Source organism: Lachnospiraceae bacterium JLR.KK002 (assembly GCA_036941025.1).
Taxonomy (GTDB): domain Bacteria; phylum Bacillota; class Clostridia; order Lachnospirales; family Lachnospiraceae; genus Petralouisia.
In genome coordinates this window covers 3,420,974-3,446,941 of record JAYMNP010000001.1, presented here as the reverse complement: position 1 = coordinate 3,446,941, position 25,968 = coordinate 3,420,974, and the positions used below count along the sequence as shown (strand labels likewise).

Here is a 25,968-nt window from a genome sequence, read left to right as displayed (position 1 = left end):
TTTGTTTTTTCCTCCTTTCCCTGAAATTTGCGCGAAAAAAAGAACAGATTGTATGAACCTGTTCCTTTTGCTTTGAAGATAACCTTCATAATAATGATATATATTTGAATCTCTTATTTCTTCACCCAGTTATGGGGCTTTATTTTTCCATTTTTATCTTTTTTGCAGGTTCCTCCCGTAGGCTTTGCAGACGGTGAATTTGTTGTCATAGTCCTGCCACAATTTTTGCAAATCCAGTTCATCTTAAAATCTCCCTTCTAAATAAAATCCTGTTCTTAAGGTTTGATAAATGTAATGGTTTAGAGAAATTTTTCAGGTGCATCGGGCTTTTCATTATTATTTCCATTATCGGATGTGCCTTTGGACGAATTCCTGAGGTCAGCCCATAAATGTTTTATCGCCGCATTTGCATGGGTAAAAATCCAATTACCAATAATACCGACTATATCGCCCACTTTTCCAAGAAACCAAAATAATCCTGCTACAGGATAAAGAAAACAGGCTAATAAAGCCGTTAATACACATGCAATTACTGTTGATAACACCACAATCATATTGTGTTCCTCCTGATAGTAATTATAGTTACTTTATATATAAATAACTATATCAGTTTGTATAATAATTGTCAACAATATAAACTATAATTATGGATATGAAAACTAATTTTAATATAGGTAAGAGAATTCATGAACTGCGGATAAACAGCGGATTAAGCCAGGAAAAACTTGCATTACGTGCAAATATTACAACAACCTATCTGGGCTTACTGGAAAGAAATTTAAAGAACCCAACCGTAAAAGTAATAGAGCAGATATGTAACCAGTTAAATATTAGTCTGAGTGAATTTTTTTCAGATTCTGTATCTTCTGTTCAGGAAGAAGATTCTTTATCTCTGCAGATTATTGCGCAGATAAATGACAGAACCAGAGAAGAAAAACAGATAATTTTACAGGTTATTAAAGATGTAATGAAATTATGTGATGTATCAAAGAAGCATGAACCAGAAAAAACAAAAAAGATTTAAAAAGAGCAGGCAGGGATTTCCCTGCTTTTGTGCTATTAATATTTATTGAATTGTAAAGATTTGATAAGGCATACTATTTATATATCCGCGACGAATTCGCGACCACTTCGCGCCGGATTTCGCGCCAAACATATTTTATCCTTATATAGATTACCCGTTTACCTGAAAAAGCCACAAAAAAAACACCGTCCCCGATGCTCACAGTCATCAAAAACAGTGCTTTCAGTGCGCCTCCAGGGGCTCGAACCCTGGACACCCTGATTAAGAGTCAGGTGCTCTTCCAACTGAGCTAGAAGCGCATATCCATATCTTTAACACGAAATATATTATATAATAAAAAATTTAGAAATGCAAGAACTTTTTTAATTATTTTTTAAGATTTCCTAATCTTGACATAAGAACAGGAAAAGGGTAAAATTGTACTAATCAGATAATACAGTCGGGCGGTTCAGAACTTTATACGGAAGAAAACAGGAAGCAGACAGTCCGGAACCGCCCCAACACAATATAAGGAGAAAATATATGAAAAAAGCAACAAAAAATGTGCTGATTGTAGTTGTGCTGTTAATCGCAGCTTTTTTGTATTACTATATTACAATTCCCGCATTTAACATTCATTCTGTAGGAACCTGGTGGTTTATCATTGGCGGAACAGTTGTGATAACGCTTCTGCTGTCTGCCAGAAAAGCCTGGAAGGACAATAACAAAGTTAAAATCGGAAAAGGAATTGTTCTGGTGGATATTAAGTCTACCGGGATAGCAAAGATTGGTTTTCTTATTACAGGGGTACTTCTGATTATTCTGGCAGTGGGTGCTTTTCTTTCCTCTCCGATTATCAATGCGAAGAAATATCAGAAGCTGATGACTGTGGAAGAACGGGATTTTGCGGAAGATATCAGTCAGGTGGATTACAACACCATTCCCATTCTGGATAAAGATTCCGCAGCCCTTCTGGGTGACCGGAAAATGGGCAGTATGGTGGATATGGTGTCGCAGTTTGAGGTTTCCAATGATTACAGTCAGATTAATGTAAATAATAAGCCTGTCCGCGTATCGCCGCTGGTTTATGCCAGCCCTGTGAAATGGTTTACCAATCAGAAAGAGGGAATTCCCGCTTACATTAAAATTGACATGGCAACTCAGGATACGGAGTGTGTGAAATTAAGCGAGGGAATCAAATATTCCAAATCAGAATATTTTAACCGGAATATCTACCGCCATCTGCGGTTCCGATATCCCACTTATATTTTCGGAGAGCAGATTTTCTTTGAAATAGACGATGAAGGAACTCCTTTCTGGATTTGTCCTGTGAAAAAATTCAATATCGGGCTTTTTGGCGGGGAAACCATTGGAAATGTGGTTCTCTGCAATGCCATTACTGGAGAATGTACCGATTATAATGTTAAAGATGTTCCTCAATGGGTGGATAAAGTCTTTCAGGCAGAGCTCCTGATGGAACTTTACGATTATAACGGAACTCTGAAACATGGATTTTTTAACAGTGTGCTGGGACAGAAGGATTGTCTGGAAACCACCGACGGATATAATTATATTGCACTGGAAGATGATGTATGGGTATATTCCGGTGTAACCAGTGTCAGCGGAGACCAGTCCAACGTGGGATTTGTGCTGATGAACCAGCGTACCATGGAAACACGTTTTTACAAAATTGAAGGAGCAACAGAGAAGTCAGCCATGTCTTCTGCACAGGGACAGGTACAGAACCTGGGTTATCAGGCTACGTTCCCGCTGCTTTTGAATATTTCCGGAGAGCCTACTTATTTTATGGCTTTAAAGGATGATGCGGGTCTGGTGAAAATGTATGCCATGGTGAATATCCAGAAATATCAGTGGGTGGCAACGGGAGATTCCATTAAGGAATGTGAAAAAGCCTATAATCAGCTGCTTAAGACGAATGGAATTACTGCAGGAACCAGTGCGGAAGGAAAATCCACATCCGGGAAAATTGTAAATCTGATGCCGGTAAATATAGAAGGAACCACACATATTTATCTGGCTCTGGAGAGAAAAGAAGAAATATTTGATGTGGATTTGTCCAATACTGATTTGCTTGATATTATAAAATACAAAGAAGGAGATACCATTCAGATTACTTATCTGGAAGGCGATAACCCTGTAAAGGTAACAGAAATTAAAAAATAAGTATAAGAACAGTAAACCAGAGAGAAAACAGGGAGGAAAACAATGTATCAGACAGTGTTGTTTGATTTGGACGGTACTTTAACAGACCCAGGGGTGGGAATTACCAATTCTGTTATGTATGCTTTGAAAAAATATGGAATCGAGGTATCAGACAGGACGGAATTGTACAAATTTATCGGGCCGCCTCTGCAGGAGTCCTTCGAATTGTTTTATGAGTTTCCGGAAGAAAAAGCCGGAGAAGCGGTAAAATATTATCGGGAGCATTACAGTAAAACAGGAATTTTTGAAAATAAAGTCTATGACGGACTGGAAGATACCCTGAAAAAACTGAAAAATTCCGGGAAAAACCTGGTGGTGGCCACTGCCAAGCCGGAGCTGTTTGCAAATCAGATTCTGGAACGTTTCCATCTGGCAGAGTATTTTTCCTTTGTGGCGGGAGCAAATATGGACGGAACCAGAACCAGGAAGGATGAAGTGATTGCATATGCGCTGGAATCCTGCGGAATTTCGGATTATAAGCAGGCAGTCATGGTAGGAGACCGGGAGCATGACGTCCTGGGAGCGGCCAGGTTTGGGATAGACACCATTGGGGTTCTGTATGGCTATGGAAGCAGAGAAGAACTGGAGCAGGCCGGGGCCGTTTATCTGGCAGAGCGGCCGGAAGATATCTGCAGGTTTGTTCTCTTATAGGAAAGACTATGTTACTGCGAAGTACTAAAGTATATAGATTTCCTATAAGAGAAAACCCTCCGGATGGGATGCGCAGCTCGGGGAGAAGAAGTTTATTGCTGCGCAATCCGCTCGCGCGCGGCAAAATGTGGAATCTCCTCAAGACTGAGCGGGTCGGGGAGTTGAAGAGGGCTGCCCATTTTGTTTTCTTATAGGAAAGACTATGTTACTGTTTTGTGATTCAGATTGGAGGAAATATGAATATAACAGACAGATTTTTAAAATATGTATCCTTCTGGACCACGTCGGAAGACGGAAAGGACGTGATTCCCAGCACGGACAGGCAGTTTCTGCTGGCAGATGAACTGGCGGCAGAATTAAAAGGCCTTGGTCTTGAAAAGGTAATCAGAGACGAGCACTGTTATGTGTACGGACTGCTTCCGGCAACGGAAGGGTTTGAGCATAAGAAAGCCATGGGGTTTATTGCCCATATGGATACGGCAGTTTCTTTTTCAGGAAAAGATGTAAAACCCCGGATAATTCCCGATTATGACGGGAAAGATGTGGTGCTGCCGGCGACCGGAGATGTAATCAGAGTCAGCGATTTTCCTCATCTGGCTTCTCTGAAGGGCAGAACCCTGATTACCACAGACGGGACAACCCTGCTGGGAGCAGATGATAAAGCCGGAATCGCAGCAATTATGACTTCTGTGGAAGAAATTATAACAGAAAATATTCCCCATGGAGACGTCTGGATTGGCTTTACTCCTGATGAGGAAGTGGGGGCCGGAGCTGATTTGTTTAATCTGGATTATTTTAAAGCAGATTACGCTTATACGGTGGACGGGGATTATGAAGGTGAAGTGGCATATGAAAACTTTAACGCGGTTTCTGCTCATTTTGCGGTAAAAGGTGTGAACGTTCATCCCGGTTCTGCAAAAAATATTATGGTAAATGCCGCTGCTATTGCCTGTGAAATCCAGGGAATGCTGCCGGAACAGGAGACGCCGGAACATACCGAAGGCCGGGAAGGATTCTACCATCTGGAAGAAATGAAAGGGGACGTCAATGAAGCCCATCTGGATTATATTGTCAGAGACCATGACAGTGATCTGTTTGAAAAGCGTCAGCAGACCCTTCGTAATATAGAGAAAAAAATCAATGAAACATACGGTGCGGGAACGGTTTCCCTGAGCCTGAAGGAAGGCTACCGGAATATGCTGGAAGTGATGGAAAAGAATTTCTTTGTGGTGGAAAAGGCGAAAGAAGCCATTGCGGCAGTTGGAATGGAGCCGGTTTCCCTTCCCATCCGGGGCGGCACAGACGGAGGAAGACTGAGCTTTATGGGACTTCCCTGTCCAAATCTTGGAACCGGAGGTTATGCTTTCCATGGGCCGAAGGAGCACGTTACAGTAGAAGGAATGGAAACTGTGGTAAAGGTAATTAAGGGAATTGTGGAACGTCCGGTGGAGAAAGACAGGTAAAGAAATTCAGAAAATGAATGAAATGGACAAAACCATAGATTATTATAACAGGAATGCAGAGAAATTTGCTGCAGGAACTCTTAATGTAGATTTTGGAAAAATTCAGGATTTGTTCCTGAATAAGCTGCCTGCAGGAGCATGTATCCTTGATTTTGGCTGCGGCGCCGGACGCGACACGAAGTATTTTATGGAGAGGGGATTTCAGGCAGAAGCCATTGACGGTTCCGGGGAACTCTGTAAAATTGCCCGCGGATACACCGGGAATCAGGTGAAACATCAATTGTTTCAGGAACTGGATGAAACAGAAAAATATCACGGAATATGGGCATGTGCCTCTCTCCTTCATGTGCCCGGAGCAGAGTTGGATTCCGTATTCCAGAAAATGGAAAAAGCCTTGAAGAAAGACGGGATTCTCTATGTTTCCTTTAAGTACGGAACCTTTGAAGGGGAACGAAACGGCAGATATTTTACAGATATGACAGAAGATACTTTGAAAGAACTGACAGAGAAAATTCCGAATCTGGTGCAGGAAGAACAGTGGATTACATCAGATGTGAGGCCGGGCCGGGAGGACGAGAAATGGCTCAATATAATTTTGAGGAAACAATAATCACTGCCGACGGCCGGGAAGAAACCAGAAGTTTTCAGTATCACCAGGAAGTCGCGAGAACGGATGTTATGACCGGGGACAGAGATGTAAACCGATATCTGTATTGTCAGCTTAAAATGAGTATTCTGAATGCTGACAGGATTGATATTATCGTATCTTTTCTTATGGAATCCGGTGTGAAGCTGATTCTGGAGGATTTGAAATCTGCACAGAACAGAGGAGTGCAAATCAGGATTCTGACGGGAAATTATCTTGGAATTACCCAGCCTTCCGCCTTGTATCTGCTGAAAAAGGAGTTGGGGGATTGTCTGGATTTGCGGCTGTACAATGACAAATCAAGATCTTTTCATCCCAAATCCTATATGTTTCATTATAATTCGGAAAGTGAGATTTACATAGGTTCTTCTAATGTGTCAAAAAGTGCGCTGACCTCCGGAATTGAATGGAATTACCGATTTCACAGCAGAAGGGATGAGAACAATTTTCAGTTGTTCTTTCAGACTTTTGAAGAACTGTTTTTTCACCATTCCATTGTGGTGGATGATGAAGAACTGAAACGGTATTCCAGAAGCTGGCATAAACCGGCAGTGTTCAAAGATATGGAACGGTATGACGTTCCGGAAGAAAACAGGAAAACCAGCCCATTGTTTCAGCCCAGAGGCGTGCAGATAGAAGCCCTGTATGCTCTGGAGGACAGCAGAGCGGAAGGAGCAGTGAAAGGGCTTGTACAGGCGGCTACCGGAGTTGGAAAAACATATCTGGCGGCTTTTGATTCTGCCAGGTATGAAAAAGTACTGTTTGTAGCCCATCGGGAAGAAATATTAAAACAGGCTTCCATTTCTTTTCAGAATGTGAGAAATTCAGACGATTACGGATTTTTTTACGGTAAACAGAAAGATACGGACAAAGCTGTCATATTTGCGTCTGTTTCCACACTGGGTAAACCGGAATATCTCAGAGATGAATATTTTGCAGCGAATTATTTTGATTATATTGTAATTGATGAATTTCATCATGCGGTAAACGAACAGTACAGAAGAATTGTGGATTATTTTAAGCCTCAGTTTTTACTGGGGCTTACCGCAACGCCGGAACGGATGGATGGGAAAAATATTTATGAAATCTGTGATTATAATGTGCCTTATGAGATTTCACTGAAAGAAGCCATCAACAAAGGCGTTCTTGTGCCCTTTCACTATTATGGAGTTTATGATGAGACAGATTATAGCGGCCTTCATCTGGTAAAAGGCCGCTATAAAGAGCAGGAACTGACGGAGATTTACCGGAATAATATACGAAGATATGATTTAATCTACAAATATTATATGAAGTATAAATCCCGAAGGGCTCTGGGATTTTGCTGTTCCAGGGCACATGCGGAGGAAATGGCGGCCGAATTCTGTAAACGGAATGTTCCCGCTGTCGCAGTGTACAGTAACGGAGACGGGGAATATTCCGAGGAAAGAGATACTGCCATTAATCGGCTGCTTCATCAGGAAATTAAAGTAATTTTTTCTGTGGATATGTTCAATGAGGGATTAGATATTGCGTCTCTGGACATGGTCATGTTTCTCAGGCCCACAGAGTCTCCCATTATATTTTTGCAGCAGCTTGGAAGAGGACTCCGTACATATAAAGGAAAAGAATACCTGAATGTGCTTGATTTTATCGGAAATTATGAAAAAGCGGGAAAAATTCTGTCACTGCTGAACGGGGAAGATTTTTTCTGTGAAAAGAAAGAGCATGATTTCCATAACCGGGAATATCCTGATGGCTGTATGGTGGATTTTGACATACGCTTAACAGATTTGTTCCGGGAACTGGAGAAAAAGTCTCTGTCTGCCAGACAGCGTGTGATTCAGGAATTTTATCGTGTGAAGGAATTGCTGGACGGGAAGGTACCTTCCAGAATGGAATTGTTTACCTGCATGGATGATGATATTTATCAGTATTGTATCAGACACGCAAAAGAAAATCCTTTCCGCAGGTATCTGGAATTTCTGCATGAACTGCAGGAATTTTCTCCGGAAGAAGAAAAGCTGTATTCCGGTATGGGACGGGAGTTTCTTGCGCTGATTGAAACTACGGACATGCAGAAAGTATATAAAATGCCTGTCTTATACAGCTTTTATAACCATGGCAATCTGCGTCTGGAAGTGACGGAGGAAGAACTGCTGGAAAGCTGGAAAGAATTTTTTGATACGGGAACAAACTGGAAGGATTTCTCACCGGGAATATCTCAGGAAGAATATAAAAAAATCACAGACAGGCAGCATATAAGCAAGGCGAAAACCATGCCTGTGAAATTTCTGAAATCTTCCGGAAAGGGATTTTTTATGGAAAAAGAGGGATATGCCCTTGCCCTTCGGGAAGAACTGAGAGAATGGCTGGAGGATGAAGCTCTGAAATATCATATGAAAGATATACTGGAGTACAGGACAATGGAATATTATCGGAGGAGGTACAGGAAGACGAACCGTGATAAAACCTGAATTATTAAAACCTGAGTTATTAAGACCCGGAGATTCTGTGGCAGTCGTAAGCCTTTCCAGCGGGATGCCGGGGGAAGAATTTTGCAGCCACAATATTGAAATCGGTACGAAAAGGCTGAAAGAATTTGGCCTGAAGCCTGTATTTATGCCAAATTCACTGAAAGGAATCGAGATTTTAAAAGAGCATCCTCAGCAGCGGGCAAAAGATTTGAAACAGGCCTTTCTGGATAACTCCATCCGGGGGATTATCTGCGCCATCGGCGGAGATGACACTTACCGTTTGCTGCCTTATCTGATGGAAGATGAAGTATTTATTCAGGCTGTGAGGCAATCTCCGAAACTGTTTCTGGGCTTTTCCGATACCACGGTAAACCACCTGATGTTCCATCGGTTAGGACTCCGGACTTTCTATGGCCAGTGCTTTATCTGTGATATTGCTGAAATGGCAGAGGAAATGCTTCCTTATACCAGAGAAAGATTTCTGGGGTGTTTTCATGGATTTCAGACCATAAAGCCCAGTGCATTGTGGTATGAAGAAAGAAAGGATTTTTCCAGAGCAGCCATGGGCACAGACCGAATTTCCCATGAGGAAATCCACGGGTATGAACTGCTCTGCGGCAGACAGGTTTTTGAGGGAGAACTGCTGGGCGGCTGTCTGGAAAGTATCTATGATATGCTGGTATCGAAAAGGTATCCGGATGAAAGTGAGATATGCCGAAAATACCGAATCTTTCCGGAACAGGAAGAATGGAAAGGAAAGATTATGTTCCTGGAAACATGTGAGGAAAAACCGGAACCGGAACTTCTGTACAGAGAATTACGAACAGTGGAAAAAACAGGGGCTTTTGAAGTAATAAGCGGAATCATTGTGGGAAAACCTCAGGATGAACAGTATTATGAAGAATATAAAGAAGTTTACCTGGAAATCTTTGGAAGCAGAAATCTTCCGGTTCTGTACAATGTGAATTTCGGACATGCCATGCCCAGAGCCATACTGCCTTATGGGGCAAGGGTGCGGGCGGACAGCGGCAGGCAGGAAATTGTATTTCTGTAAAGAACAGATGATACCGGAGCAAAACTGCGGCAAAATACAGCTTATATACAGTATATGGATGTAGTTTTATGTTTCATGTCATATTCTGTATACAGCGGCACTTTGCCCCAGTTCCTTTTGTTTTAACTGGTAAATCTTACCGCAGTGCCGTAGGCAATGACTTCCGCAGCGCCCTGCATAATTGCAGAAGAGGCATAACGGATATTTACAACAGCGTCAGCTCCAAGTGCTTCCGCTTCTTCTACCATACGTTTGGTGGCAAGCGCTCTTGCGTCATTCATCATGTCGTTGTAGGCTTTTAACTCGCCGCCTACGAGGGTTTTAAAACTCTGGCTGATGTCCCTTCCTATGTTTTTAGACTGGATGGTGCTTCCTTTCACCAGACCGAGCATTTCAAGTTCTTTGCCGGAAATATAATCAGTATTTACCAAGATCATCTTCTTCACCACTCCTTATTTCCTGTATTCTTTCCACTAAGTTACAGACTGCAACTCCTATAAGAGCCAGTAATGCCAGAAGGATCAGAACTTTTATAAAGCCGGGAACCGGCATAAGAGTCCACAGAAAAAAATGAGCTGTCAGAATCATTACCAGAATAATGGTAATAATAATCGGTGCGATTAATTTTGAGTTTTTCATCTTTTCCTCCCTTCTGTTTCATAATAATATTCAGGCAATTGCGAAACTATTTAATTATCAAAATTTCTCTTAAATATTTTCTCATACAAAAGGCCGAAATGCCAGACGCACCAAACATTCCAACGAGCCTCTGAATACAAAGAATCATGTTCAGCAAAGGCTTCCATGTTTCTTTGAGTCTCGTTTCCATGGTGCTGAAATGCATTTCTCACCTTTTGTATGAGAAAATATCTGCACTCAAATTTTTCTAAATTGTACATGAAATTAGTACAATTATTGAGTTTCGCAAACACCTTTCATATAGTATACACTGTTTTTTATCTGGAAGCAATCAGTTTAAAAATGGGATTTCCCATGGCGGAAAAACGTTCTTCATATTCTGTCATGATGTTTCCCTGATTCATGGTTTCATCATGGTGCAGGTCTCTGGTACATCCATCCAGTTTCCAGCCGGCTTCTTTTACTTCCTCCAGAGAGAAATCAAATAAGCCCTGGTTATCTGTTTTGAATTCCACATGGCCATCCGGCTTCAGGATGGAATCATAACGGGCGAAGAACTGGCGGGAGGTCAGCCGGCGTCTGGCATGTCTGTCTTTTGGCCAGGGGTCGGAGAAATTCAGGTAAATCCTTTCTACTTCTCCTTTTTGAAAAATATTGCTTACCGTTTCGGCGTCCATACGGATAAAACGAATATTTTCCAGAGGTGCTTCTTCCATTTTCTGAAGGGCCCGCAGCAGAACACTGGAATATTTCTCAATTCCGATATAATTGTTCCGGGGATTTTCTCTGGCCAGAGCCATAAGGAATCTGCCTTTTCCCATACCGATTTCAACATGAACGGGATGGTCGTTTCCGAAAACCTGGTGCCAGCTTCCCTTAAGCTGTTCTGATTCCTGGATGCACCAGCGGTTTTCCGCAATGGCTTCTCTGGAGCCGGGTATATTTCGCAATCTCATAAATACCTCCGAAAATTGTCATAATGAGTATATCATATCATATTTTTATGAATTTACAACCGCCACTTTTGCATTTCCGGAATTGAACTGTACTTTGCAATATGATATACTATACTGGAATTGTAATAAAATTGTAAAACAAATGAGATATTTTGGAAGATGAAAAGTAACAGTTGCGTGAGCTGAACTGTTACGATGAAAAACGGTACTTAAGGAGAAAGTTTCATGAAAAAGAGAAGAAAATGGGCAGGTCTGGCTCTGGGAATCGTAAGTCTCCTGCAGATAAATCTGTTACCTGTTCAGGCGGAAGAATACTGGCCGGAGGGCCCTCAGATTGCAGGGGAATCGGCCATTGTAATGGAAGCATCCACAGGAACTGTTTTGTATGAAAAAAATTCCCATCAGCAATCCTATCCTGCAAGTATTACAAAGATTATGACTGCCCTTCTGGCAGTGGAGAACAGCAGTCTGGATGAAGAAGTTGTATTTTCCAAAAATGCGGTGTACAAAACAGAAGGCTCCGGGATTGCAAGAGATGTGGATGAAGTGATGAGCATGGAGGAATGTCTGTACGGTCTGATGCTGGAATCGGCCAATGAATGCGGCTATGCCATTGCGGAGCATGTGGGAAAGGATTACGAGGATTTCATCAATATGATGAATACCAGGGCAAAAGAACTGGGGTGCAGTGATACCCATTTCAATAATCCTCACGGACTGCCGGATGAAGAACATGTGACCAGCGCCTGCGACATAGCCATGATATCAAAAGAGGCTTTGAAAAATGATATTTTTCGTATGATTGTCAACACCAAACGGCATACCATTCCTCCCACTAACAAGCATGAGGAAGAAACGTATCTGGTGAACCATCACAAAATGCTTACTAATTATCAGGGGGACAGCAGGTATCTGTATGATTACTGTATCGGCGGAAAAACAGGATATACCAGCGTGGCGGGAAGCACCCTTGCCACTTTTGCGGAAAAAGACGGGATGACGCTGATTTGTGTGGTAACCAGAGAGCAGGCTCCCAATCATTATCTGGATACCAGAACATTGTTTGATTACTGTTTTGAAAATTTCCAGTTATGGAATGTGGCGGAACATGAAAAGAGTTATGACAGTGAAATCAAAGAAAATAAAATATTTGAAAATGAAGAATCCTTTGTGGGATTAAACAAAGAGGGATGTATTGTTCTTCCCAAGGCTGCGGCCTTTACGGATGCGGTGCCTGAGGTGGAGGAAGTAACAGATTCCAAAGAGGTAATCGGCAACATCCGCTACACCTATGCAGGACGCGTGGTAGGCGGCACGGAAATTGAAATCACCGGGGCAAAAGTTTCGGAGTTTACCTTCCACAAACAAAAGGAACCGGAAACAGAAAAAGCCGCAAAAGAAAAAAAGGTACTTAAAATAAATGTAAAATATATAGTGCTGGGCGTTCTGGCAGTGTTGCTTCTTGCAGGAATCGGATTTGGAATTTATCATTTTGTGGATAATTTTTATCTGATTAAATATAAGATGGAATGCAGAAGGCAGCAGAAAATGAGTTTTAAGGAAATAAAATTCCGGAAAAAGAAACATCGGAAGTAAATATTATAAAAAACCTCCAAATTTGCCGAAAAGTGTGCGATAATAAATAAGACACAACCGTAACGTTTCAGGCATCCTGAAAGTCCAGCTAAGAAATGTCAATAGGTAAAGTGAAAAATGTTAAAAAAGTTTTTTTCAAGCAGTTGATGTAAAAAAGGGTAACTTTAATAAGCCCACCCATGTGGAAATCTTTAAAATTCATGATAAACCTGTTAGGCTGCGTTCTGTATCTTGTCGGGATGCGCTGCCAGATACCGCTCACAGTGTTCCTGAGGAGTGATGATCTCAAATGGTTTATTATCCCGGAGCATGGCAAAAATGATATTGCAGATTTTATGCATGACAGCCCCGACAGCCACGTTTTTCTTCTTGCTTTTGCATTTGTCGGTATAATAGCCGTGGATAACTGGATTTACTGGTGTTTTTGTCCCTTTATCCACCTTAAGATTATTGATAGCCACCATATGCAGGATACGCCTGGCAAGGCTAGAACCCCTCTTGGACATGTGGACTTTATCCCCATTGAACTTGCCGGATTGCTTCACGGCAGGATCCAAGCCGAAGTAAGCATAAAGCTTCTTTGGGGAAGAAAACAGGTCAAAGGAGCCCATTTCAGCGATCAGGACGGCTGCACTGAGAAAACCGACACCACGTAGGGACTGGAGAAGGAAGATACGGTCATAAACCGGCGTCCCTTCCAGCTTATCAACAGCCTTATGCAGGTCCTCAAGTATATTGTCCAGATGCTCCTGGTATTCCCGGTAGGTTTTGATATACAGCCGGATCCGGAGTGCACTGCTTTGAAGCGCACGTCCGAAAACAGCGGCGTCCTTTGCGGCAGCACGTATGGCATCATATTTGGAAACGGCATATTTTTCACCGAAACGTGCGGTTTTGCGTATGGTTTCCACAAGTATGTCTTTTGGGGCGGCAAGCATGTCTGCGGCAAAGGGGTAAGCTTCCAGAAGATTTAAGGAAGTTTGGGTAGTGACCGTGCTAAACACCTTCCGGTATGCGGGAAAGGACACTTTCAGTTCCGCCGTGAGCTTCAGGACGACAGCGGACTGCAGGTCTTTGAAGTAATAGTAGTCCCGTACCAGGTTGCGCAGGTCAATGACCTCATCATCTGGTATGATGGAAGTCTTAAGGGAAGCATCCAGGCCGACTTTGGCAGCTTTTTTTGAATCAAATTTATCATTATGCAGTTTCCTTACGTTCATATTTGTGCTATTCTTAGTGATGATAGGATTAATGACTGAGCAGTCAAACCCCTTATCACGAAGGAAGTACAGGAGCGGGATGTGGTAGATCCCGGTGGACTCAAGGAAGCAGCGGCTTTCGAGGGAATACATCTCTTGTGCTTCCTTTATTTTTGCGACAGCAAGCTCACGGGACTGCGGATCAGAATGAATGATCTTAAAAGGTTTCCCGGTGAGAATGCCATTGGGCAGCATGATGGACATCCAGGTGAAGTCTGCGCCGACATCAAGCCCGACTGAGAGATAAGGGATGCTTTCAAGCATCATAAGTACTTTTGGGTATTTCATGGTTTTATCCTTTCTGGCAGGCATCCATTTCCAGAGGGCGGATACACAACCTAGCGGTTTATACAGGTATAGCCTGGGGCTTCCCAACCAGCCAAAACATAAATCACCACCGAATGGACTGACAGACTTTCTAAGAGGTTTCACCAGCCGGAAGGCCGGTTCCCAAGGAGGTGTCGTCAATGATCCTGCCTCCAGTGATTATACCTCTATCTTTTGTCTGGTGCATTAAGGAAACCTCAGACATGGTAAATAATGTTACTTTATAACTTCTGATGGAGGGGGAACTCCTCCTTCCGTTATATCTATATAGATTTATTAGATTGGACTTTGTAACTATTAACCAGTAGTCATTCTTGACTACACCATTATTATACTAGGAGGAAGCACAATGAGAAACAAAAAATTCCGGAAACGTATGACAGCTTTGGTTATGAGCACCGTGTTACTGATTCCGGCGCCTGTGATATCTGCTGAAGAACAGGAACCCATGAGACAGGAAAGTCAGACAAGGGCGGCCGATGTAAATGGATTTGAAATAGAAAACGGGGTATTAAAAAAATACACCGGGAAGGCGGAACATGTAGAGATTCCGGGTACGGTAACTGCTATCGGCGAGCTGGCATTTTCCGAGTGCGATTTTCTGAAAAGCGTGGTAATTCCGGGTACGGTGAAAAGTATCGGAACGTCGGCTTTTTACGGCTGCAACACACTTGGCAGCGTCAGACTGAACACAGGACTGGAAAGTATCGGAGAATTAGCTTTTTATGCTTCCGGGGTCAGCAGCATTTCCATTCCGGGAAGCGTGAAAAAATTAAGTTTCTCTGCGTTTATGGCCTGCAAATCATTGAAACGTGTTACCATTGCAGAAGGAACCACAGAGTTAGGATCAGCCGTATTTAACGGATGCAGCGCACTGGAAGATGTGGAACTTCCGGGTACACTGACAGTGATTGGAAGCAAAGCCTTTGGTTCCTGTACCAGTCTGAAAAGTATTACCATTCCGAAAGGAGTCAAAACCATCGGAAACACTGCATTCCAGATGTGTACGAATCTTACGTCTGTATTTATTCCGGAAACGGTAAAGGAAATGGGAAAGGATGTTTTTAAGAAATGCGGTAAACTGACTATTTACGGAAAGAAAGGTTCCTATATAGAGACCTGGGCGAAAGAAAACAACATTCCCTTTGGAAATGTCAGAAATATTTCTTCCTGTGAAATTACCGTACATCCTGATTCTTATGTCTGGGACGGGAAGGAAAAAACTCCTGAAGTAACTATAAAGGACGGAAGTTATACATTAAAGGAAAAAACAGATTATACGCTGGAATACCGTAATAACATTAATCCCGGAACTGCCACGGTGGTAATTACCGGAACAGGGAAATACACCGGAACAGTGGAGAAAACCTTTACTATTTATGATAAGGAGAAGGAAAGCCAGACGCTGGATTATCGGAAAAGTTACAATAAAATTTACGGAGATAAGTCCTTTAACCTGAATGTCAGAGTGAAAAAGGGAGATGGATTTCTTACTTATGGAAGTTCGGATAAAAAAGTGGCGGCTGTGGATAAGAAAGGAAAAGTCACCATCAAAGGCACCGGTATTGCCACTATTACCGTAAAGGCGGAGGAAACCGATAAGTACAGAGAAAAAACTGTGAAAATCGCAGTTAAAGTGAAACCTGAAAAAGCTGTCATAAAATCTCTGAATACGGTGAAGGGAAAGAAATTAAAAGTCACCTGGAAGAAGGATAAAAGAGCTGCAGGTTATGAAATACAGTACAGCACGGACAGTAAATTTAAAGACAAAAAGGTTACAAAAACCACAATCGTAAAAAATAAAAATACCACTTCCAAAACATTTTCAAAACTGAAAGAGGGCAGGAAATATTACGTAAGGATACGTTCATATAAAAATATTAAAGTAAACGGTAAGAGCCAGAAGCTGTATGGAGCCTGGAGTAATAAGAAGAAAAGCGGCAGTATTCAGAACTAAGGAATATTATAAAAAAGAATCTCTCAGCGGAGATTCTTTTTTATTCATAATTGACAGAGAAACTGGATAAGAATATAATAAAAACATACGTTTATCATCGGATAAGAACAGAAACAGGATGGAAAAAATGGACAAAGGAAGCAGAATTTATCAGGTACCGGAGATGAATCTGGCTGCAGGACGCGGAACGGAAATAATAATACGGAAGATTGGAAGTGCTTTACTCGGAGAGAAATTGCTTCTCAGAAACGACAGTTGTCTGAATGAAGAATGGTATCAGAAAATTCTGGTGAATCATCTGGAATTTTTTTCTCCCGAAGAAGAAGTTGCTGATATTGTGGAAATTCTGGAGAGCCTGTTTACTCCGGAATTTGAAGAAACACGGAAAGAGTCAGAGGAGGGTATATCGGAAACTGAAAGGGAACCGGAAGAACCGGAGGAATATATACCGGAAACTGAAAGGGAACCGGAAGAACCAAAAGAATCAGAGGAAGATGTTTCAGAGATAAAAGAAGAACCGGATGGACTCTGTGTGGTTCTTTGCAGCAGGCGGGAAGAACGATGGGAGGAAGGGGAAAAGAATCCCCGCATACACCTGAAAATTACGGAAAGGCCCTATCATATTCCTTTTGAAATTGAAATTATTCCCTATAAGGGAGAGGTCAGAGAGTTTCAGGAAAAGGTGTTCCGGGGAAGGGAGAGAGAAGAACAGGAAATTACTTATTTTATGCTGACTCCGGAGGAGTATATATCCAGAAGTTTTTATGAAATTATGGACAATCTGGAGTTAATCGGCAATTTATCCTGGTACAGGGAAATTTATGATATCCTTTTAAAAGAAGTTATTATAGGAAAGAAAGTCTCTCAGAGTTTTGGACAGCTTCTCATGGAATGTCCCATACCATTGCTGAAAACCCGTCTGGATATTATCAATGAATATGAAGATTATGGGTATATGAAGAAACGGTGGGAAATCCAGAACAGCCGGGAAGGAATATACGGTCCTTCCTGGAGCCAGGTAATACAGCTTCTGGTGAAATTTTTTACGCCTATTCTGGAAATGGCACTTAGAGATGAGATTTTTATTGGAGACTGGATACCACAGTTTGGCAGATATCTGGATTAAAAGGGAGGATTTATGTCAGTAGAGACAATGTTAAAGACAATTGATGATTTGGTGTGGGGAATTCCTCTGATTGTATTGATTCTGGCAGTGGGAATTTTTCTGACCGTGCGTTTGAGGGGCCTTCAGATTCGCCGCCTGCCTCTGGCAATACGTAACCTGATTTTTAATGAATCGTCGGGGCAGGAAGGAGAAGTGTCCGGATTCGGAGCACTGTGTACAGCTCTGTCAGCCACCATAGGAACGGGAAATATTGTGGGAGTTGCCACAGCGCTGGTAGCAGGCGGACCGGGGGCATTGTTCTGGATGGTGGTGGCGGCTGTTCTGGGCACTGTCACGAAATATGCGGAATGTATGCTGGCCATTAAATACAGGGTAACAGCAGAAGACGGACATGTGGTAGGCGGGCCTTTTTACTATATTGAGCGCGGCATGGGGAAGAACTGGAAATGGCTGGGTAAGTTGTTTGCTTTCTTTGGCGTGGGTGCGGGGCTTCTGGGAATTGGAACTTTTACCCAGATTAATGGGATTACCGGAGCGGTAAACAGCTTTTTTGACCCAAAAAACCAGTGGACGGTGGAACTTTTTGGAAGAGAATATTCCTGGACAGTTGTGATAGCAGGAGTGATTCTGACCGTATGCGTGGCTCTGGTGGTAATCGGAGGGCTGCAGCGGATTTCCGGTGTGGCGCAGGTGCTGGTGCCGCTGATGGCGGCTACCTATATCACAGCGGCTTTGCTGATTCTTATATTCCATGCCAGTGAAATTCCGGCAGCTTTTGTAACAATCGTACAGAGTGCATTTGGAATAAAAGCCGCTGCAGGCGGCGCTCTCGGCGCCATGATGACAGCCATGCAGAAAGGTGTTGCCAGAGGAATCTTTTCCAATGAAGCCGGGCTGGGAAGCGCTCCCATTGCCGCTGCCGCAGTGCAGACAGAAGAGCCGGCGTCTCAGGGCCTTGTTTCCATGCTGGGCACCGTTATTGATACTGTGATTATCTGTACCATGACGGGGCTGATCATTGTGATTACCGATACATGGAATATCGGCCTGGACGGAGTGGACGTAACCACAAAAGCATTTCAGACAGGATTGCCTTTCGCACCGGCGGTTTCCTCTTTTATTCTGATGATCTGCCTGGTATGCTTCGCATTTACCACCATTCTGGGATGGAATTATTACAGCGAAAAATGTCTGGAATACCTGACCGGCGGAAGCCGGCAGGCAGTGAAAACATATCGCTGGGTTTACATACTCTGTGTGTTCATCGGACCGTTTATGACCGTTTCCGCAGTATGGACCATTGCAGATATTTTTAACGGACTGATGGCAATTCCGAATCTGATTGCCATTATTGCTCTGAACGGTGTGGTTGCGGCAGAGACCAGGCAGTATCTGAAAAAAGTGGATAAATTGGGATAATACTTTTATGTTTATACCTGACAGTACCGGATTATCCGTTACATAATCTGTGCCAGAATCACGCTTGCAATGGTGCCCACTAGGGTGGCAAACAATGCTCCTGCCAGTGTATAGCGTGTTTTCTGCACTTTGGCCGTCATAAAATAGACGCTCATGGTATAAAAAATGGTTTCGGTGCAGCTCATCATAATAGATGTTATGGTTCCATAATAAGAATCCGGCCCGTATTCCTTAAAAATGTCAATGACCAGTCCGGTTGCGGCAGAGGAAGAAAACATTTTTACTACGGATACGGGTACCAGGGCGGCAGGAAAATGCAGAGGTTCCGTGAAGATTCCAAGGCCTGTTGACAGCAAATCCAGAAATCCTGACGCCCGCAGGATTCCAACGCCCACCATCAGGCCAATCAGAGTGGGCATAATGCCGATGACTGTCTGGAATCCGTCTTTGGCACCTTTGATAAAGTCGTCATATACATGGTGATGATTTAAAATGCCGTATCCTACAATCAGAAAAATCAGAAGAGGAATCATGGCGTCTGATAAAAAAAGGAGAATTTTCAATGGAAGATTCCTCCTTTTTTCTTTTTGCGGGAAATTTCCTGTTCCCGGTGAGGCAGACTGCCGCCGTATGCGGAAGGCTGTTTTTCCGGCAGCAGATACATGACTTTTGCAAATATAATTCCGGCCAGCGTGGAAAAGCAGGTGGCGATTATGGCGGGCCCCAGGATAGCCGCAGGATTAGTAGAGCCGTACTGGCTGCGGTAGGCAATCATGTTGACCGGAATAAGCTGGAAAGAAGAAACATTCAGAATCAGAAAAGTGCACATGTCTTTGCTGGCAACTTTACTGTGATGATTCAGTTCGCTCATTTCTTCCATGGCTTTCAGTCCGGCGGGAGTGGCAGCCCAGCCCAGGCCGAAGACATTGGCAATTATATTTGTAGATATGTACTCATTTGCTTTATGTCCTTTTGGAATTTTGGGAAACATAAAGCGAAGCAGCGGGTTCAGCATCCGGGTGGCGCCTGAAATAATACTGCAGCTTTCCGCAATTCGCATAAGTCCCACCCACAGGGACATAACACCCAGCATGGTGATACAAAGTGCCACAGCTTCTTTGGAAGAATCCAGCGCAGCGTTGGTGACCTCAGGGAGGTTTCCGGTAAATGCGGCATAGAGAATGCCGATGATAATCATAAAACCCCATAAATAATTCAGCATGGTATCAGTTCTCCAGAAAATACAGTTGTTTATATCTTATGCACAGAGAAGAAAAATGTGCTGGTCCTGGGAAAATATATGAAAAGGCCGGAGTATGCAGGCTATGAGCGGAACTGTTACGATATTGTTCTCAATTATTACAATTCATCTGTTATTATAATTAAAAAATATGGTATAATATGCACTGAGGAGGGACCCATCGAAGATGGGAGGAGACCTGAGTGCGGAAAATATGCACTGAGGAGGGACCCATCGAAGATGGGAGGAGACCTGAGTGCGGAAAATATGAACTGAGGAGGGACCCATCGAAGATGGGAGGAGACCTGAGTGCGGAAAATATGAACTGAGGAGGAACCCGTTTATACGGAATAAATCATTTCAAAGGAGGTATCCTGTGGATAATTATAATACAATCAATGAAGTTCTGGTAAAACTTTTCAATGAAATCATGGATATAGAAGAAAAAGCTATTATCACGGAGGAATACAGGGATATCTCCAACAATGACATGCATGTGATAGAGGCTATTGGAAAAGGTGAGGCAAAAAGTATGTCCACGGTGGCCAAAGCTCTGTCGGTGACAGTGGGCACCCTGACCATTGCCATTAATAATCTGGTAAAAAAAGGTTATGTCAATCGGGTGCGCAGCGAGGAAGACCGCCGGGTTGTTTTAATTTCACTTTCCGGGAAAGGTGAAAAAGCATTTGACCATCATAAAAAATTCCATGAGGAGATGGTACAGGCAACATTGAAAGGGATGGAAAAGGAACAGATAGAAGTTCTGGTGCAGGCGCTGCAGAACCTGAGCGGGTTTTTCCGGGGATATGGGAAGTAGCAGGATAAACTTTTAAAATTACAAAAGTATTACAAACCATCAAAAAAGAATAGGGAAGCCTATTCTTTTTTGATGGTTTGTCTGCTATATTTATTTTAGAATGCTTATATCAGAAAGGAACAAAACAGGTATGGCTAAGAAATCAACCCGTCTGGAGGCGCTACACAGTACTTTTGAAGAAAACGGAGTTTCACCTGATACAATACAGTTGAATGATTCCCTAATACAGAATATCAAAAAATGTGCGGATGCTGTGCCGGATTACAGGCATCCTTCCTATACCAGACATCTTCTGGGCGACATTATCATGATCGTCTTTTTTGCAGTCCTTGGAAATGCGGATGAATGGGGAGAGATAGAAAGCTTCGCAAAAAGGAAAGAGAAATGGCTGCGTAAATATCTGGAACTTCCATTTGGTATTCCAACAGATGATACTTACCGTATCGTGATGGGAAATGTTAATACGGAACACTTTTACCAGACTGCGGTAGAGCTGTTGCTCCATACAATAGAGGGGATTGTGCTACTGTCTGGAAAAAACGACGGTATCCATGAGAAAGCCATCGTATCTGTAGATGGAAAAGAAAGCAGGGGATCTAAAAGGAAGTCCGGGGTGCAGGGGGAAGTAAAGGCATTGCAGACTCTGAATGTGTATTCAAATGACTGTGGAATATGCCTGTCACAGAAATTTATAGAAGAAAAGACAAATGAGATACCGGCGGCGCAGGAGCTGCTGGGACTGATGGACCTGCGGGATACGATCGTAACGGCAGATGCCATGAACTGCCAGAAGGATACCGTTTCTGCGATCGTGTCAGGGAAAGGGGACTATGTGCTGGCGCTGAAGGGAAACCAAGGGCTGTTTTATGAAGAAGTCAGGGATTATTTTGGGAAGGACGTACTGGAAGAATTGAAAGGGAAAGAAGGCTGTTATAAAAAGACAGTGGGGCCGGAACATGGAGGAACCGCGGTCAGGGAATACTATATCACGGAGGATACAGGCTGGTACAGTGAACTGGGAAAGTGGAAAAAGCTCAAGAGTTTCGGAATGGTCCATAAGAGGGTGGAAAAGGCAGCTGGAACGAAGGAAGAAGAATATCGATATTATATATGCAGCATAGGGGAAGATGCAGAAGAATTTGAACGGGCGGCAAGAGGGCACTGGGGAGTGGAGGCAAAGCTTCACTGGCACCTGGATTTTACATTTGGGGACGATAAGAATACAAGCATGGGGAAGACAAGCGCAAAGAACCTGCAGATCATGAAAAAGATAGCGCTGGCGATTTTGGGTCTGGTAAAAGAAAGCTATAAGCTAAGCATGAAGCGGATCCGGTATGAGCTGTCCCTGGATTATGAAAACGAGATAGAAAAGATGCTGTCTATGCTGGATGTGGAGAGCATTAGAGCGGCATTAGAGTCAAAAGGGAAATCTCCCGTGAAATAGATCATCTCTTTATATTTTTTGCAGCATCAGAAATGGTGCTGCGGTGCATAACAGTTTATAAGTTTATCCTGGGGAAGTAGGAATTCCTATTGACGTACGTATAAACGTACGCTATAATAAATATGACTTATAAAATCTCGTCATTACAGATAAAGTATACAATTTATATGATAAAATAAAGACATTACTTATACGAAAATGAACGAGAGATAATCAATATACAAAGGAATTTTATAAATAATCACATTGCAAAAATAAGAAAAGGAGATTTTATAGTGTCAACAATTAATATTACAACAGCAAGAAAGGATCTTTACAATCTGGTAGAGAACGTAAACCTTTACAGCGAACCCGCATTAATTGTTGGAAAAAAAGGAAATGCAGTTCTGTTATCAGAGGACGATTGGAATGCAATACAGGAGACATTGTACCTGAATTCCATAGAAGGCATGGTGGAATCTATTGTGAACGGAGCGAAAACGTCTGTGGAAGATTGCATTTCAGAAGATATGGTAAAATGGTGAATGTATAGAATTGTTTTCGAAAAGCAGGCATTGAAAGATCTCGAAAAATTAAAATTTTCCGGTCTTTCAGAAAGGGCCAGGAAGCTGGTGGATATGATCAGAGAAAATCCATATCAGAAACCACCCCGATACGAAAAGCTGGTTGGAAATCTGAGCGGATTATACTCCAGACGTATTAATATACAACATCGTCTTGTATATCAGGTATATCAGGAGCCAGTCACAGTTAATGATTTACGATATCAGGGAACCGTAAAAATAATACGCATGTGGACACATTATGAAAAGACAGAATAAGGTACAGCTAATAAAATGATGTATATATCATAATTTTCTTTCATATTGATTGTCAGACTGTTAAAATTTTTCGTAGTTTTAATTTTATTAAATCAGAAAATATTTATCAGAAATATAGTAAAAAAGTCTTTATAATTAAAATTGTTTTTTATCTTTGATGGATATCAGATAAGGATAAATTTTTGTTTATCTACTAACTGCCTTAACTTTCCTTAATTTTCAAGGCTTTGCGGTATGCCTGACCTCAAAATATGTATCCTTTTCCCTTGTTTTTGCCCTTATCAGCAAGTTACAAGGGAAAGTTTTTGTTATTCAGTTTTCATTGCTTAACTCATTCCCACAACCTTATCCAATAACTTTGCGGAATCCCGCTTCGCCTCCCTTGTAGCGTGTGCATAGACATTCATTGTAGTGCTTACGTCCGAATGTCCTAAAAGTTCCTGCACGTCTTTTGGCTGCGCCCCGTTTGATAACAGGTTCGTTGTGTAGGTGTGCCGTAATGTGTGGAAATGGAAACCCTCTAACTCCGGTACTTTCCTTGCCGCTGTCCGGCAGGCTGTTTCTACGGTGGCGGGAAGTTCAAGACAGCCATCTTCCCTCAAACATACAAAGGAGATTTCCGTATAATCCTCCGGCACATCTTCCGTCATTGCCAGGTTGTAATACTCATAATGCACCCTGTTTTTCTCTGTAACTTCCCTGTAGAAATTCCTGTGATAGAGTTCGCCATACTGCATACGGTTTTTAAGCTGCTGTTTTCTTGCTTTCTTTAAGATGTCGGCGAGGGCGTTCCCAAAATCAACTATACGCACTTTTTTCCGCTTTGTAGGACCTATCTCATGTTTATGGGTAGCCCCGTTGTAACGGACGCTCCTGCGGACTGTCAGGCATTTTTCCTCAAGGTTGATGTCCTGCCAGGTCAGCCCTGCCACTTCCCCAAGCCTGAGTCCTGTGAAATAGGCTATCTGTACGGGCAGGATTGCGTCCTTGCTCCGCTTTCCAAGCTGTGCAATCAGTTTTTGGTACTGCTCAAATGACAGCGGCTTGACACTGCCAGTATCAGTGTCCGTTTCCTCCGCAAACAAATCCATATCGTCCTTTTTGTGCCTCATTACCACATACTGCATGGGATTGAATGTGATGTACTGCTTCGGGAACACCACAAAACGGAAGGACTGTTGCAATACTGCGGAATAAGACCGTATATAGTCAATAGAATATCCCTTTGAAACAAAGTCCTCAACCGTTCCGCCGAATGAGAGCAAATCCATAAACTGCTGTAAATGCCCCGAAGTGACCGTTTTAAGTTTCCGTCTGCTTACAGGATGCTGTTTCATGCGGTTGATTGCCTGTAAATAAGTACCGACAGTGCCATTGCTCAATGTTCCTGTCTTTAATTCTTCCTCCGCCCATGTGTCAAGCAACTGTCCGAGAGTGATATTGTCCGCCTTTGCAATGAATTTCTTGCTTTCATAGTCCTCCATTGCCTGCCTCAACAGCTTTTCCGTTTCGCTTTTGTTTTCTGTTCCTGCACACTCTTTCTGTACCATGTTACCGCTTGCGTCCTCCACATAGAAGCGGTAGTACCATTTTTTCCCTTTCTTCCGTACTGATCCTTTTGCCATAATCGTTTCTCCTTTCAATGAACGCATTTCTGCGTATGTAATACATTGAACAGATATGGCAGTCGGAACTGATGGAATGCTTTCTGCAAATAAGGATAGCATAAAATCTGCTGTCCTTCCATACCTAATCGGGATCTTCCTCTGATAAAAGACTGGAAAGCCTTGCAGCGGCGGCGTCAGGATTTTTGGAATAGAGCCTCACTATGTCGCCCATATCATTAAGGGCATTTACGGTGTGGGTAATCTCCCTGAGGAACATGATTTCATCATATTCCCTTCCCGATTCAAACCCCATTGTCTTTGCAAGTCTGGCGCTTTCTTCACTTCCTTTAAACTTCCTGCACGCAAGGCGGAAAGAGTCCACAAACAATCCATATTCCCGCAGCATCAGCAACAGCAGGTCTTTTGAAAAGTCTGACTCGGAAGTTTCCATGTCATAAGGCAGCTTTGAAAGAATGGAGGACATGGCATCACGTATTAACATTTCCTTTTTATCCGTAATGTCAGATTCATATTCCTCTGTTTCGCCCTTCAGCCATTCTACGGAAACATGGAGTGCGTCTGCCAGACCGTCAAGGACAAGTTTCTTGGTATTGTCAATCGTTCCCGCCTCATACCTCTGAATGGTGGATGCGGTAACGCCCATTTTTTCAGCAACATAAGGTTGGTTGACGCCTAATTCCAGTCTCCGTTGTTTTGCCCTGCCGCCGATTATCCGGCGCAGCTCTTTGTCTTTCATGCTGGGTTTCCTCCTTTATCGGTATGGTGAAAGTATACCATATCAAAAGCAATATTGCAATGTGCAAGTTAAAAATAATTTTTGAAATCACATAACGCTTGACAAAGAAATATAAATGATGTATAGCAAGCATACTATAAAAATTGCATAATGCAATTTGAGAGGAGGAGAATGAATGACGGAAATGAAGATTGCCCTTTCCATTGAGGAGGCGGCAGACTACACGGGCATCGGTCGGAACACACTGAGAAAGCTGGTGGAATGGGATAAACTCCCTGTACTGAAAGTGGGGAGAAAGGTACTTATCAAAAAGGATATTTTGGAACTGTTTATGACTGTCAATGAGGGGAGGGATTTGAGGGACAGGGGGAATGTCAAAACCGTCACAAGAAAGACGGCGGTATAAGAGTCAGGCGAACAGTTGCGGTGAAGTTAAAAAATACAATCATTTTTGGAAAATGAACTCAAAAAATGCAGTCACTTTTGAAGAATGAACTTAAAAAGTAA

Annotated in this window: 26 protein-coding genes and 1 tRNA gene; 17 read left to right on the top strand and 10 right to left on the bottom strand. The window is 42.6% G+C overall.

Annotated features, from left to right (window positions below):
• Positions 1-299: 299 nt before the first annotated feature.
• A complete protein-coding gene (locus tag VSQ32_16815) occupies positions 300-554 on the bottom strand; it encodes a hypothetical protein (protein MEH2944470.1) in 255 nt (84 codons plus the stop codon).
• A 92-nt stretch (positions 555-646) separates the two neighbouring features.
• Here VSQ32_16815 and VSQ32_16810 point away from each other — a divergent pair, with 92 nt between their 5' ends.
• Positions 647-1,024: a helix-turn-helix transcriptional regulator gene (locus tag VSQ32_16810; GenBank protein ID MEH2944469.1), complete on the top strand. Its 378-nt coding sequence runs from the start codon at positions 647-649 to the stop codon at positions 1,022-1,024.
• A gap of 226 nt (positions 1,025-1,250) precedes the next feature.
• Here the strand turns inward: VSQ32_16810 and VSQ32_16805 are convergent.
• A tRNA-Lys gene (locus VSQ32_16805) sits at positions 1,251-1,323 on the bottom strand.
• 223 nt (positions 1,324-1,546) lie between these two features.
• Between VSQ32_16805 and VSQ32_16800 the strand changes: the two genes are divergently transcribed.
• From VSQ32_16800 to VSQ32_16775, 6 genes are all read left to right on the top strand, one after another.
• A complete protein-coding gene (locus VSQ32_16800; protein ID MEH2944468.1) occupies positions 1,547-3,187 on the top strand; it encodes a CvpA family protein in 1,641 nt (546 codons plus the stop codon).
• Positions 3,188-3,229: 42 nt separating this feature from the next.
• On the top strand, positions 3,230-3,877 hold the full coding sequence (locus VSQ32_16795; GenBank protein MEH2944467.1) for an HAD family hydrolase: 648 nt from the start codon (positions 3,230-3,232) through the stop codon (positions 3,875-3,877).
• A gap of 236 nt (positions 3,878-4,113) precedes the next feature.
• Entirely contained in the window at positions 4,114-5,340 is a 1,227-nt protein-coding gene (gene pepT / locus VSQ32_16790) for a peptidase T (GenBank protein ID MEH2944466.1), read from the top strand.
• A 13-nt stretch (positions 5,341-5,353) separates the two neighbouring features.
• On the top strand, positions 5,354-5,950 hold the full coding sequence (locus tag VSQ32_16785) for a class I SAM-dependent methyltransferase (GenBank protein MEH2944465.1): 597 nt from the start codon (positions 5,354-5,356) through the stop codon (positions 5,948-5,950).
• Positions 5,920-8,442 carry a DEAD/DEAH box helicase family protein gene (locus tag VSQ32_16780; protein MEH2944464.1) on the top strand — a complete coding sequence of 841 codons (2,523 nt, stop codon included), beginning with the start codon at positions 5,920-5,922 and terminating at the stop codon, positions 8,440-8,442. Before VSQ32_16785 ends, VSQ32_16780 begins: the two co-directional genes overlap by 31 nt.
• Positions 8,429-9,496: a S66 peptidase family protein gene (locus tag VSQ32_16775; protein ID MEH2944463.1), complete on the top strand. Its 1,068-nt coding sequence runs from the start codon at positions 8,429-8,431 to the stop codon at positions 9,494-9,496. Before VSQ32_16780 ends, VSQ32_16775 begins: the two co-directional genes overlap by 14 nt.
• Before the next feature lie 122 nt (positions 9,497-9,618).
• Here VSQ32_16775 and VSQ32_16770 read toward each other — a convergent pair whose 3' ends face one another.
• From VSQ32_16770 to trmB, 3 genes are all read right to left on the bottom strand, one after another.
• Positions 9,619-9,933 carry a YbjQ family protein gene (locus tag VSQ32_16770; protein ID MEH2944462.1) on the bottom strand — a complete coding sequence of 105 codons (315 nt, stop codon included), beginning with the start codon at positions 9,931-9,933 and terminating at the stop codon, positions 9,619-9,621.
• The gene (locus VSQ32_16765; protein MEH2944461.1) at positions 9,914-10,135 is read right to left on the bottom strand and encodes a hypothetical protein; all 222 of its coding nucleotides are present in this window, start codon (positions 10,133-10,135) and stop codon (positions 9,914-9,916) included. Before VSQ32_16765 ends, VSQ32_16770 begins: the two co-directional genes overlap by 20 nt.
• A 317-nt stretch (positions 10,136-10,452) precedes the next feature.
• Positions 10,453-11,091 carry a tRNA (guanosine(46)-N7)-methyltransferase TrmB gene (gene trmB, locus VSQ32_16760; protein ID MEH2944460.1) on the bottom strand — a complete coding sequence of 213 codons (639 nt, stop codon included), beginning with the start codon at positions 11,089-11,091 and terminating at the stop codon, positions 10,453-10,455.
• Positions 11,092-11,316: 225 nt separating this feature from the next.
• Here trmB and VSQ32_16755 point away from each other — a divergent pair, with 225 nt between their 5' ends.
• Positions 11,317-12,687, top strand: a complete 1,371-nt coding sequence (locus tag VSQ32_16755; protein ID MEH2944459.1) for a D-alanyl-D-alanine carboxypeptidase family protein — start codon at positions 11,317-11,319, stop codon at positions 12,685-12,687.
• A 212-nt stretch (positions 12,688-12,899) separates the two neighbouring features.
• Here VSQ32_16755 and VSQ32_16750 read toward each other — a convergent pair whose 3' ends face one another.
• On the bottom strand, positions 12,900-14,234 hold the full coding sequence (locus VSQ32_16750) for an IS110 family transposase (protein ID MEH2944458.1): 1,335 nt from the start codon (positions 14,232-14,234) through the stop codon (positions 12,900-12,902).
• A 388-nt stretch (positions 14,235-14,622) separates the two neighbouring features.
• Here VSQ32_16750 and VSQ32_16745 point away from each other — a divergent pair, with 388 nt between their 5' ends.
• The 3 genes from VSQ32_16745 (at position 14,623) to VSQ32_16735 (ending at position 18,775) form a co-directional block, all read left to right on the top strand.
• Positions 14,623-16,230 (top strand): leucine-rich repeat protein, encoded by a 1,608-nt coding sequence (locus tag VSQ32_16745; protein MEH2944457.1) that lies wholly within the window; start codon positions 14,623-14,625, stop codon positions 16,228-16,230.
• Between the two features lie 127 nt (positions 16,231-16,357).
• On the top strand, positions 16,358-17,356 hold the full coding sequence (locus VSQ32_16740; GenBank protein MEH2944456.1) for a hypothetical protein: 999 nt from the start codon (positions 16,358-16,360) through the stop codon (positions 17,354-17,356).
• A 27-nt stretch (positions 17,357-17,383) separates the two neighbouring features.
• Positions 17,384-18,775, top strand: coding sequence for an alanine/glycine:cation symporter family protein (locus VSQ32_16735; GenBank protein MEH2944455.1), 1,392 nt, complete (start codon positions 17,384-17,386; stop codon positions 18,773-18,775).
• A 38-nt stretch (positions 18,776-18,813) separates the two neighbouring features.
• On the opposite strand, the gene VSQ32_16730 is transcribed toward VSQ32_16735, so the two are convergent.
• Complete coding sequence (locus VSQ32_16730) at positions 18,814-19,338, bottom strand: nucleoside recognition domain-containing protein (GenBank protein ID MEH2944454.1); 525 nt, start codon at positions 19,336-19,338, stop codon at positions 18,814-18,816.
• Positions 19,335-19,997, bottom strand: coding sequence for a nucleoside recognition protein (locus VSQ32_16725; protein MEH2944453.1), 663 nt, complete (start codon positions 19,995-19,997; stop codon positions 19,335-19,337). Before VSQ32_16725 ends, VSQ32_16730 begins: the two co-directional genes overlap by 4 nt.
• A gap of 57 nt (positions 19,998-20,054) precedes the next feature.
• On the opposite strand from VSQ32_16725, the gene VSQ32_16720 reads away from it, so the two are divergent.
• From VSQ32_16720 to VSQ32_16700, 5 genes are all read left to right on the top strand, one after another.
• The gene (locus tag VSQ32_16720) at positions 20,055-20,291 is read left to right on the top strand and encodes a hypothetical protein (protein MEH2944452.1); all 237 of its coding nucleotides are present in this window, start codon (positions 20,055-20,057) and stop codon (positions 20,289-20,291) included.
• Between the two features lie 100 nt (positions 20,292-20,391).
• Positions 20,392-20,832: a MarR family transcriptional regulator gene (locus VSQ32_16715; GenBank protein ID MEH2944451.1), complete on the top strand. Its 441-nt coding sequence runs from the start codon at positions 20,392-20,394 to the stop codon at positions 20,830-20,832.
• A gap of 130 nt (positions 20,833-20,962) precedes the next feature.
• Entirely contained in the window at positions 20,963-22,276 is a 1,314-nt protein-coding gene (locus VSQ32_16710; GenBank protein MEH2944450.1) for an ISAs1 family transposase, read from the top strand.
• Positions 22,277-22,551: 275 nt separating this feature from the next.
• On the top strand, positions 22,552-22,800 hold the full coding sequence (locus VSQ32_16705) for a type II toxin-antitoxin system Phd/YefM family antitoxin (GenBank protein ID MEH2944449.1): 249 nt from the start codon (positions 22,552-22,554) through the stop codon (positions 22,798-22,800).
• Positions 22,801-23,097, top strand: a complete 297-nt coding sequence (locus VSQ32_16700; GenBank protein MEH2944448.1) for a Txe/YoeB family addiction module toxin — start codon at positions 22,801-22,803, stop codon at positions 23,095-23,097.
• Between the two features lie 326 nt (positions 23,098-23,423).
• Here VSQ32_16700 and VSQ32_16695 read toward each other — a convergent pair whose 3' ends face one another.
• Positions 23,424-24,722, bottom strand: coding sequence for a tyrosine-type recombinase/integrase (locus VSQ32_16695; GenBank protein MEH2944447.1), 1,299 nt, complete (start codon positions 24,720-24,722; stop codon positions 23,424-23,426).
• Between the two features lie 124 nt (positions 24,723-24,846).
• Positions 24,847-25,461 (bottom strand): helix-turn-helix transcriptional regulator, encoded by a 615-nt coding sequence (locus VSQ32_16690; GenBank protein MEH2944446.1) that lies wholly within the window; start codon positions 25,459-25,461, stop codon positions 24,847-24,849.
• Between the two features lie 175 nt (positions 25,462-25,636).
• On the opposite strand from VSQ32_16690, the gene VSQ32_16685 reads away from it, so the two are divergent.
• Positions 25,637-25,867 (top strand): helix-turn-helix domain-containing protein, encoded by a 231-nt coding sequence (locus VSQ32_16685; GenBank protein ID MEH2944445.1) that lies wholly within the window; start codon positions 25,637-25,639, stop codon positions 25,865-25,867.
• The last annotated feature ends 101 nt before the right edge of the window (positions 25,868-25,968 follow it).

Bases quoted from the DNA above. Each gene is read 5' to 3' on its own strand.
- VSQ32_16815 (MEH2944470.1), bottom strand. From the start codon at position 554: ATGATTGTGGTGTTATCAACAGTAATTGCATGTGTATTAACGGCTTTA.
- VSQ32_16810 (MEH2944469.1), top strand. From the start codon at position 647: ATGGATATGAAAACTAATTTTAATATAGGTAAGAGAATTCATGAACTG.
- VSQ32_16800 (MEH2944468.1), top strand. From the start codon at position 1,547: ATGAAAAAAGCAACAAAAAATGTGCTGATTGTAGTTGTGCTGTTAATC.
- VSQ32_16795 (MEH2944467.1), top strand. From the start codon at position 3,230: ATGTATCAGACAGTGTTGTTTGATTTGGACGGTACTTTAACAGACCCA.
- pepT (MEH2944466.1), top strand. From the start codon at position 4,114: ATGAATATAACAGACAGATTTTTAAAATATGTATCCTTCTGGACCACG.
- VSQ32_16785 (MEH2944465.1), top strand. From the start codon at position 5,354: ATGAATGAAATGGACAAAACCATAGATTATTATAACAGGAATGCAGAG.
- VSQ32_16780 (MEH2944464.1), top strand. From the start codon at position 5,920: ATGGCTCAATATAATTTTGAGGAAACAATAATCACTGCCGACGGCCGG.
- VSQ32_16770 (MEH2944462.1), bottom strand. From the start codon at position 9,933: ATGATCTTGGTAAATACTGATTATATTTCCGGCAAAGAACTTGAAATG.
- VSQ32_16765 (MEH2944461.1), bottom strand. From the start codon at position 10,135: ATGAAAAACTCAAAATTAATCGCACCGATTATTATTACCATTATTCTG.
- trmB (MEH2944460.1), bottom strand. From the start codon at position 11,091: ATGAGATTGCGAAATATACCCGGCTCCAGAGAAGCCATTGCGGAAAAC.
- VSQ32_16755 (MEH2944459.1), top strand. From the start codon at position 11,317: ATGAAAAAGAGAAGAAAATGGGCAGGTCTGGCTCTGGGAATCGTAAGT.
- VSQ32_16750 (MEH2944458.1), bottom strand. From the start codon at position 14,234: ATGAAATACCCAAAAGTACTTATGATGCTTGAAAGCATCCCTTATCTC.
- VSQ32_16745 (MEH2944457.1), top strand. From the start codon at position 14,623: ATGAGAAACAAAAAATTCCGGAAACGTATGACAGCTTTGGTTATGAGC.
- VSQ32_16740 (MEH2944456.1), top strand. From the start codon at position 16,358: ATGGACAAAGGAAGCAGAATTTATCAGGTACCGGAGATGAATCTGGCT.
- VSQ32_16735 (MEH2944455.1), top strand. From the start codon at position 17,384: ATGTTAAAGACAATTGATGATTTGGTGTGGGGAATTCCTCTGATTGTA.
- VSQ32_16725 (MEH2944453.1), bottom strand. From the start codon at position 19,997: ATGCTGAATTATTTATGGGGTTTTATGATTATCATCGGCATTCTCTAT.
- VSQ32_16710 (MEH2944450.1), top strand. From the start codon at position 20,963: ATGGCTAAGAAATCAACCCGTCTGGAGGCGCTACACAGTACTTTTGAA.
- VSQ32_16700 (MEH2944448.1), top strand. From the start codon at position 22,801: ATGTATAGAATTGTTTTCGAAAAGCAGGCATTGAAAGATCTCGAAAAA.
- VSQ32_16695 (MEH2944447.1), bottom strand. From the start codon at position 24,722: ATGGCAAAAGGATCAGTACGGAAGAAAGGGAAAAAATGGTACTACCGC.
- VSQ32_16690 (MEH2944446.1), bottom strand. From the start codon at position 25,461: ATGAAAGACAAAGAGCTGCGCCGGATAATCGGCGGCAGGGCAAAACAA.
- VSQ32_16685 (MEH2944445.1), top strand. From the start codon at position 25,637: ATGACGGAAATGAAGATTGCCCTTTCCATTGAGGAGGCGGCAGACTAC.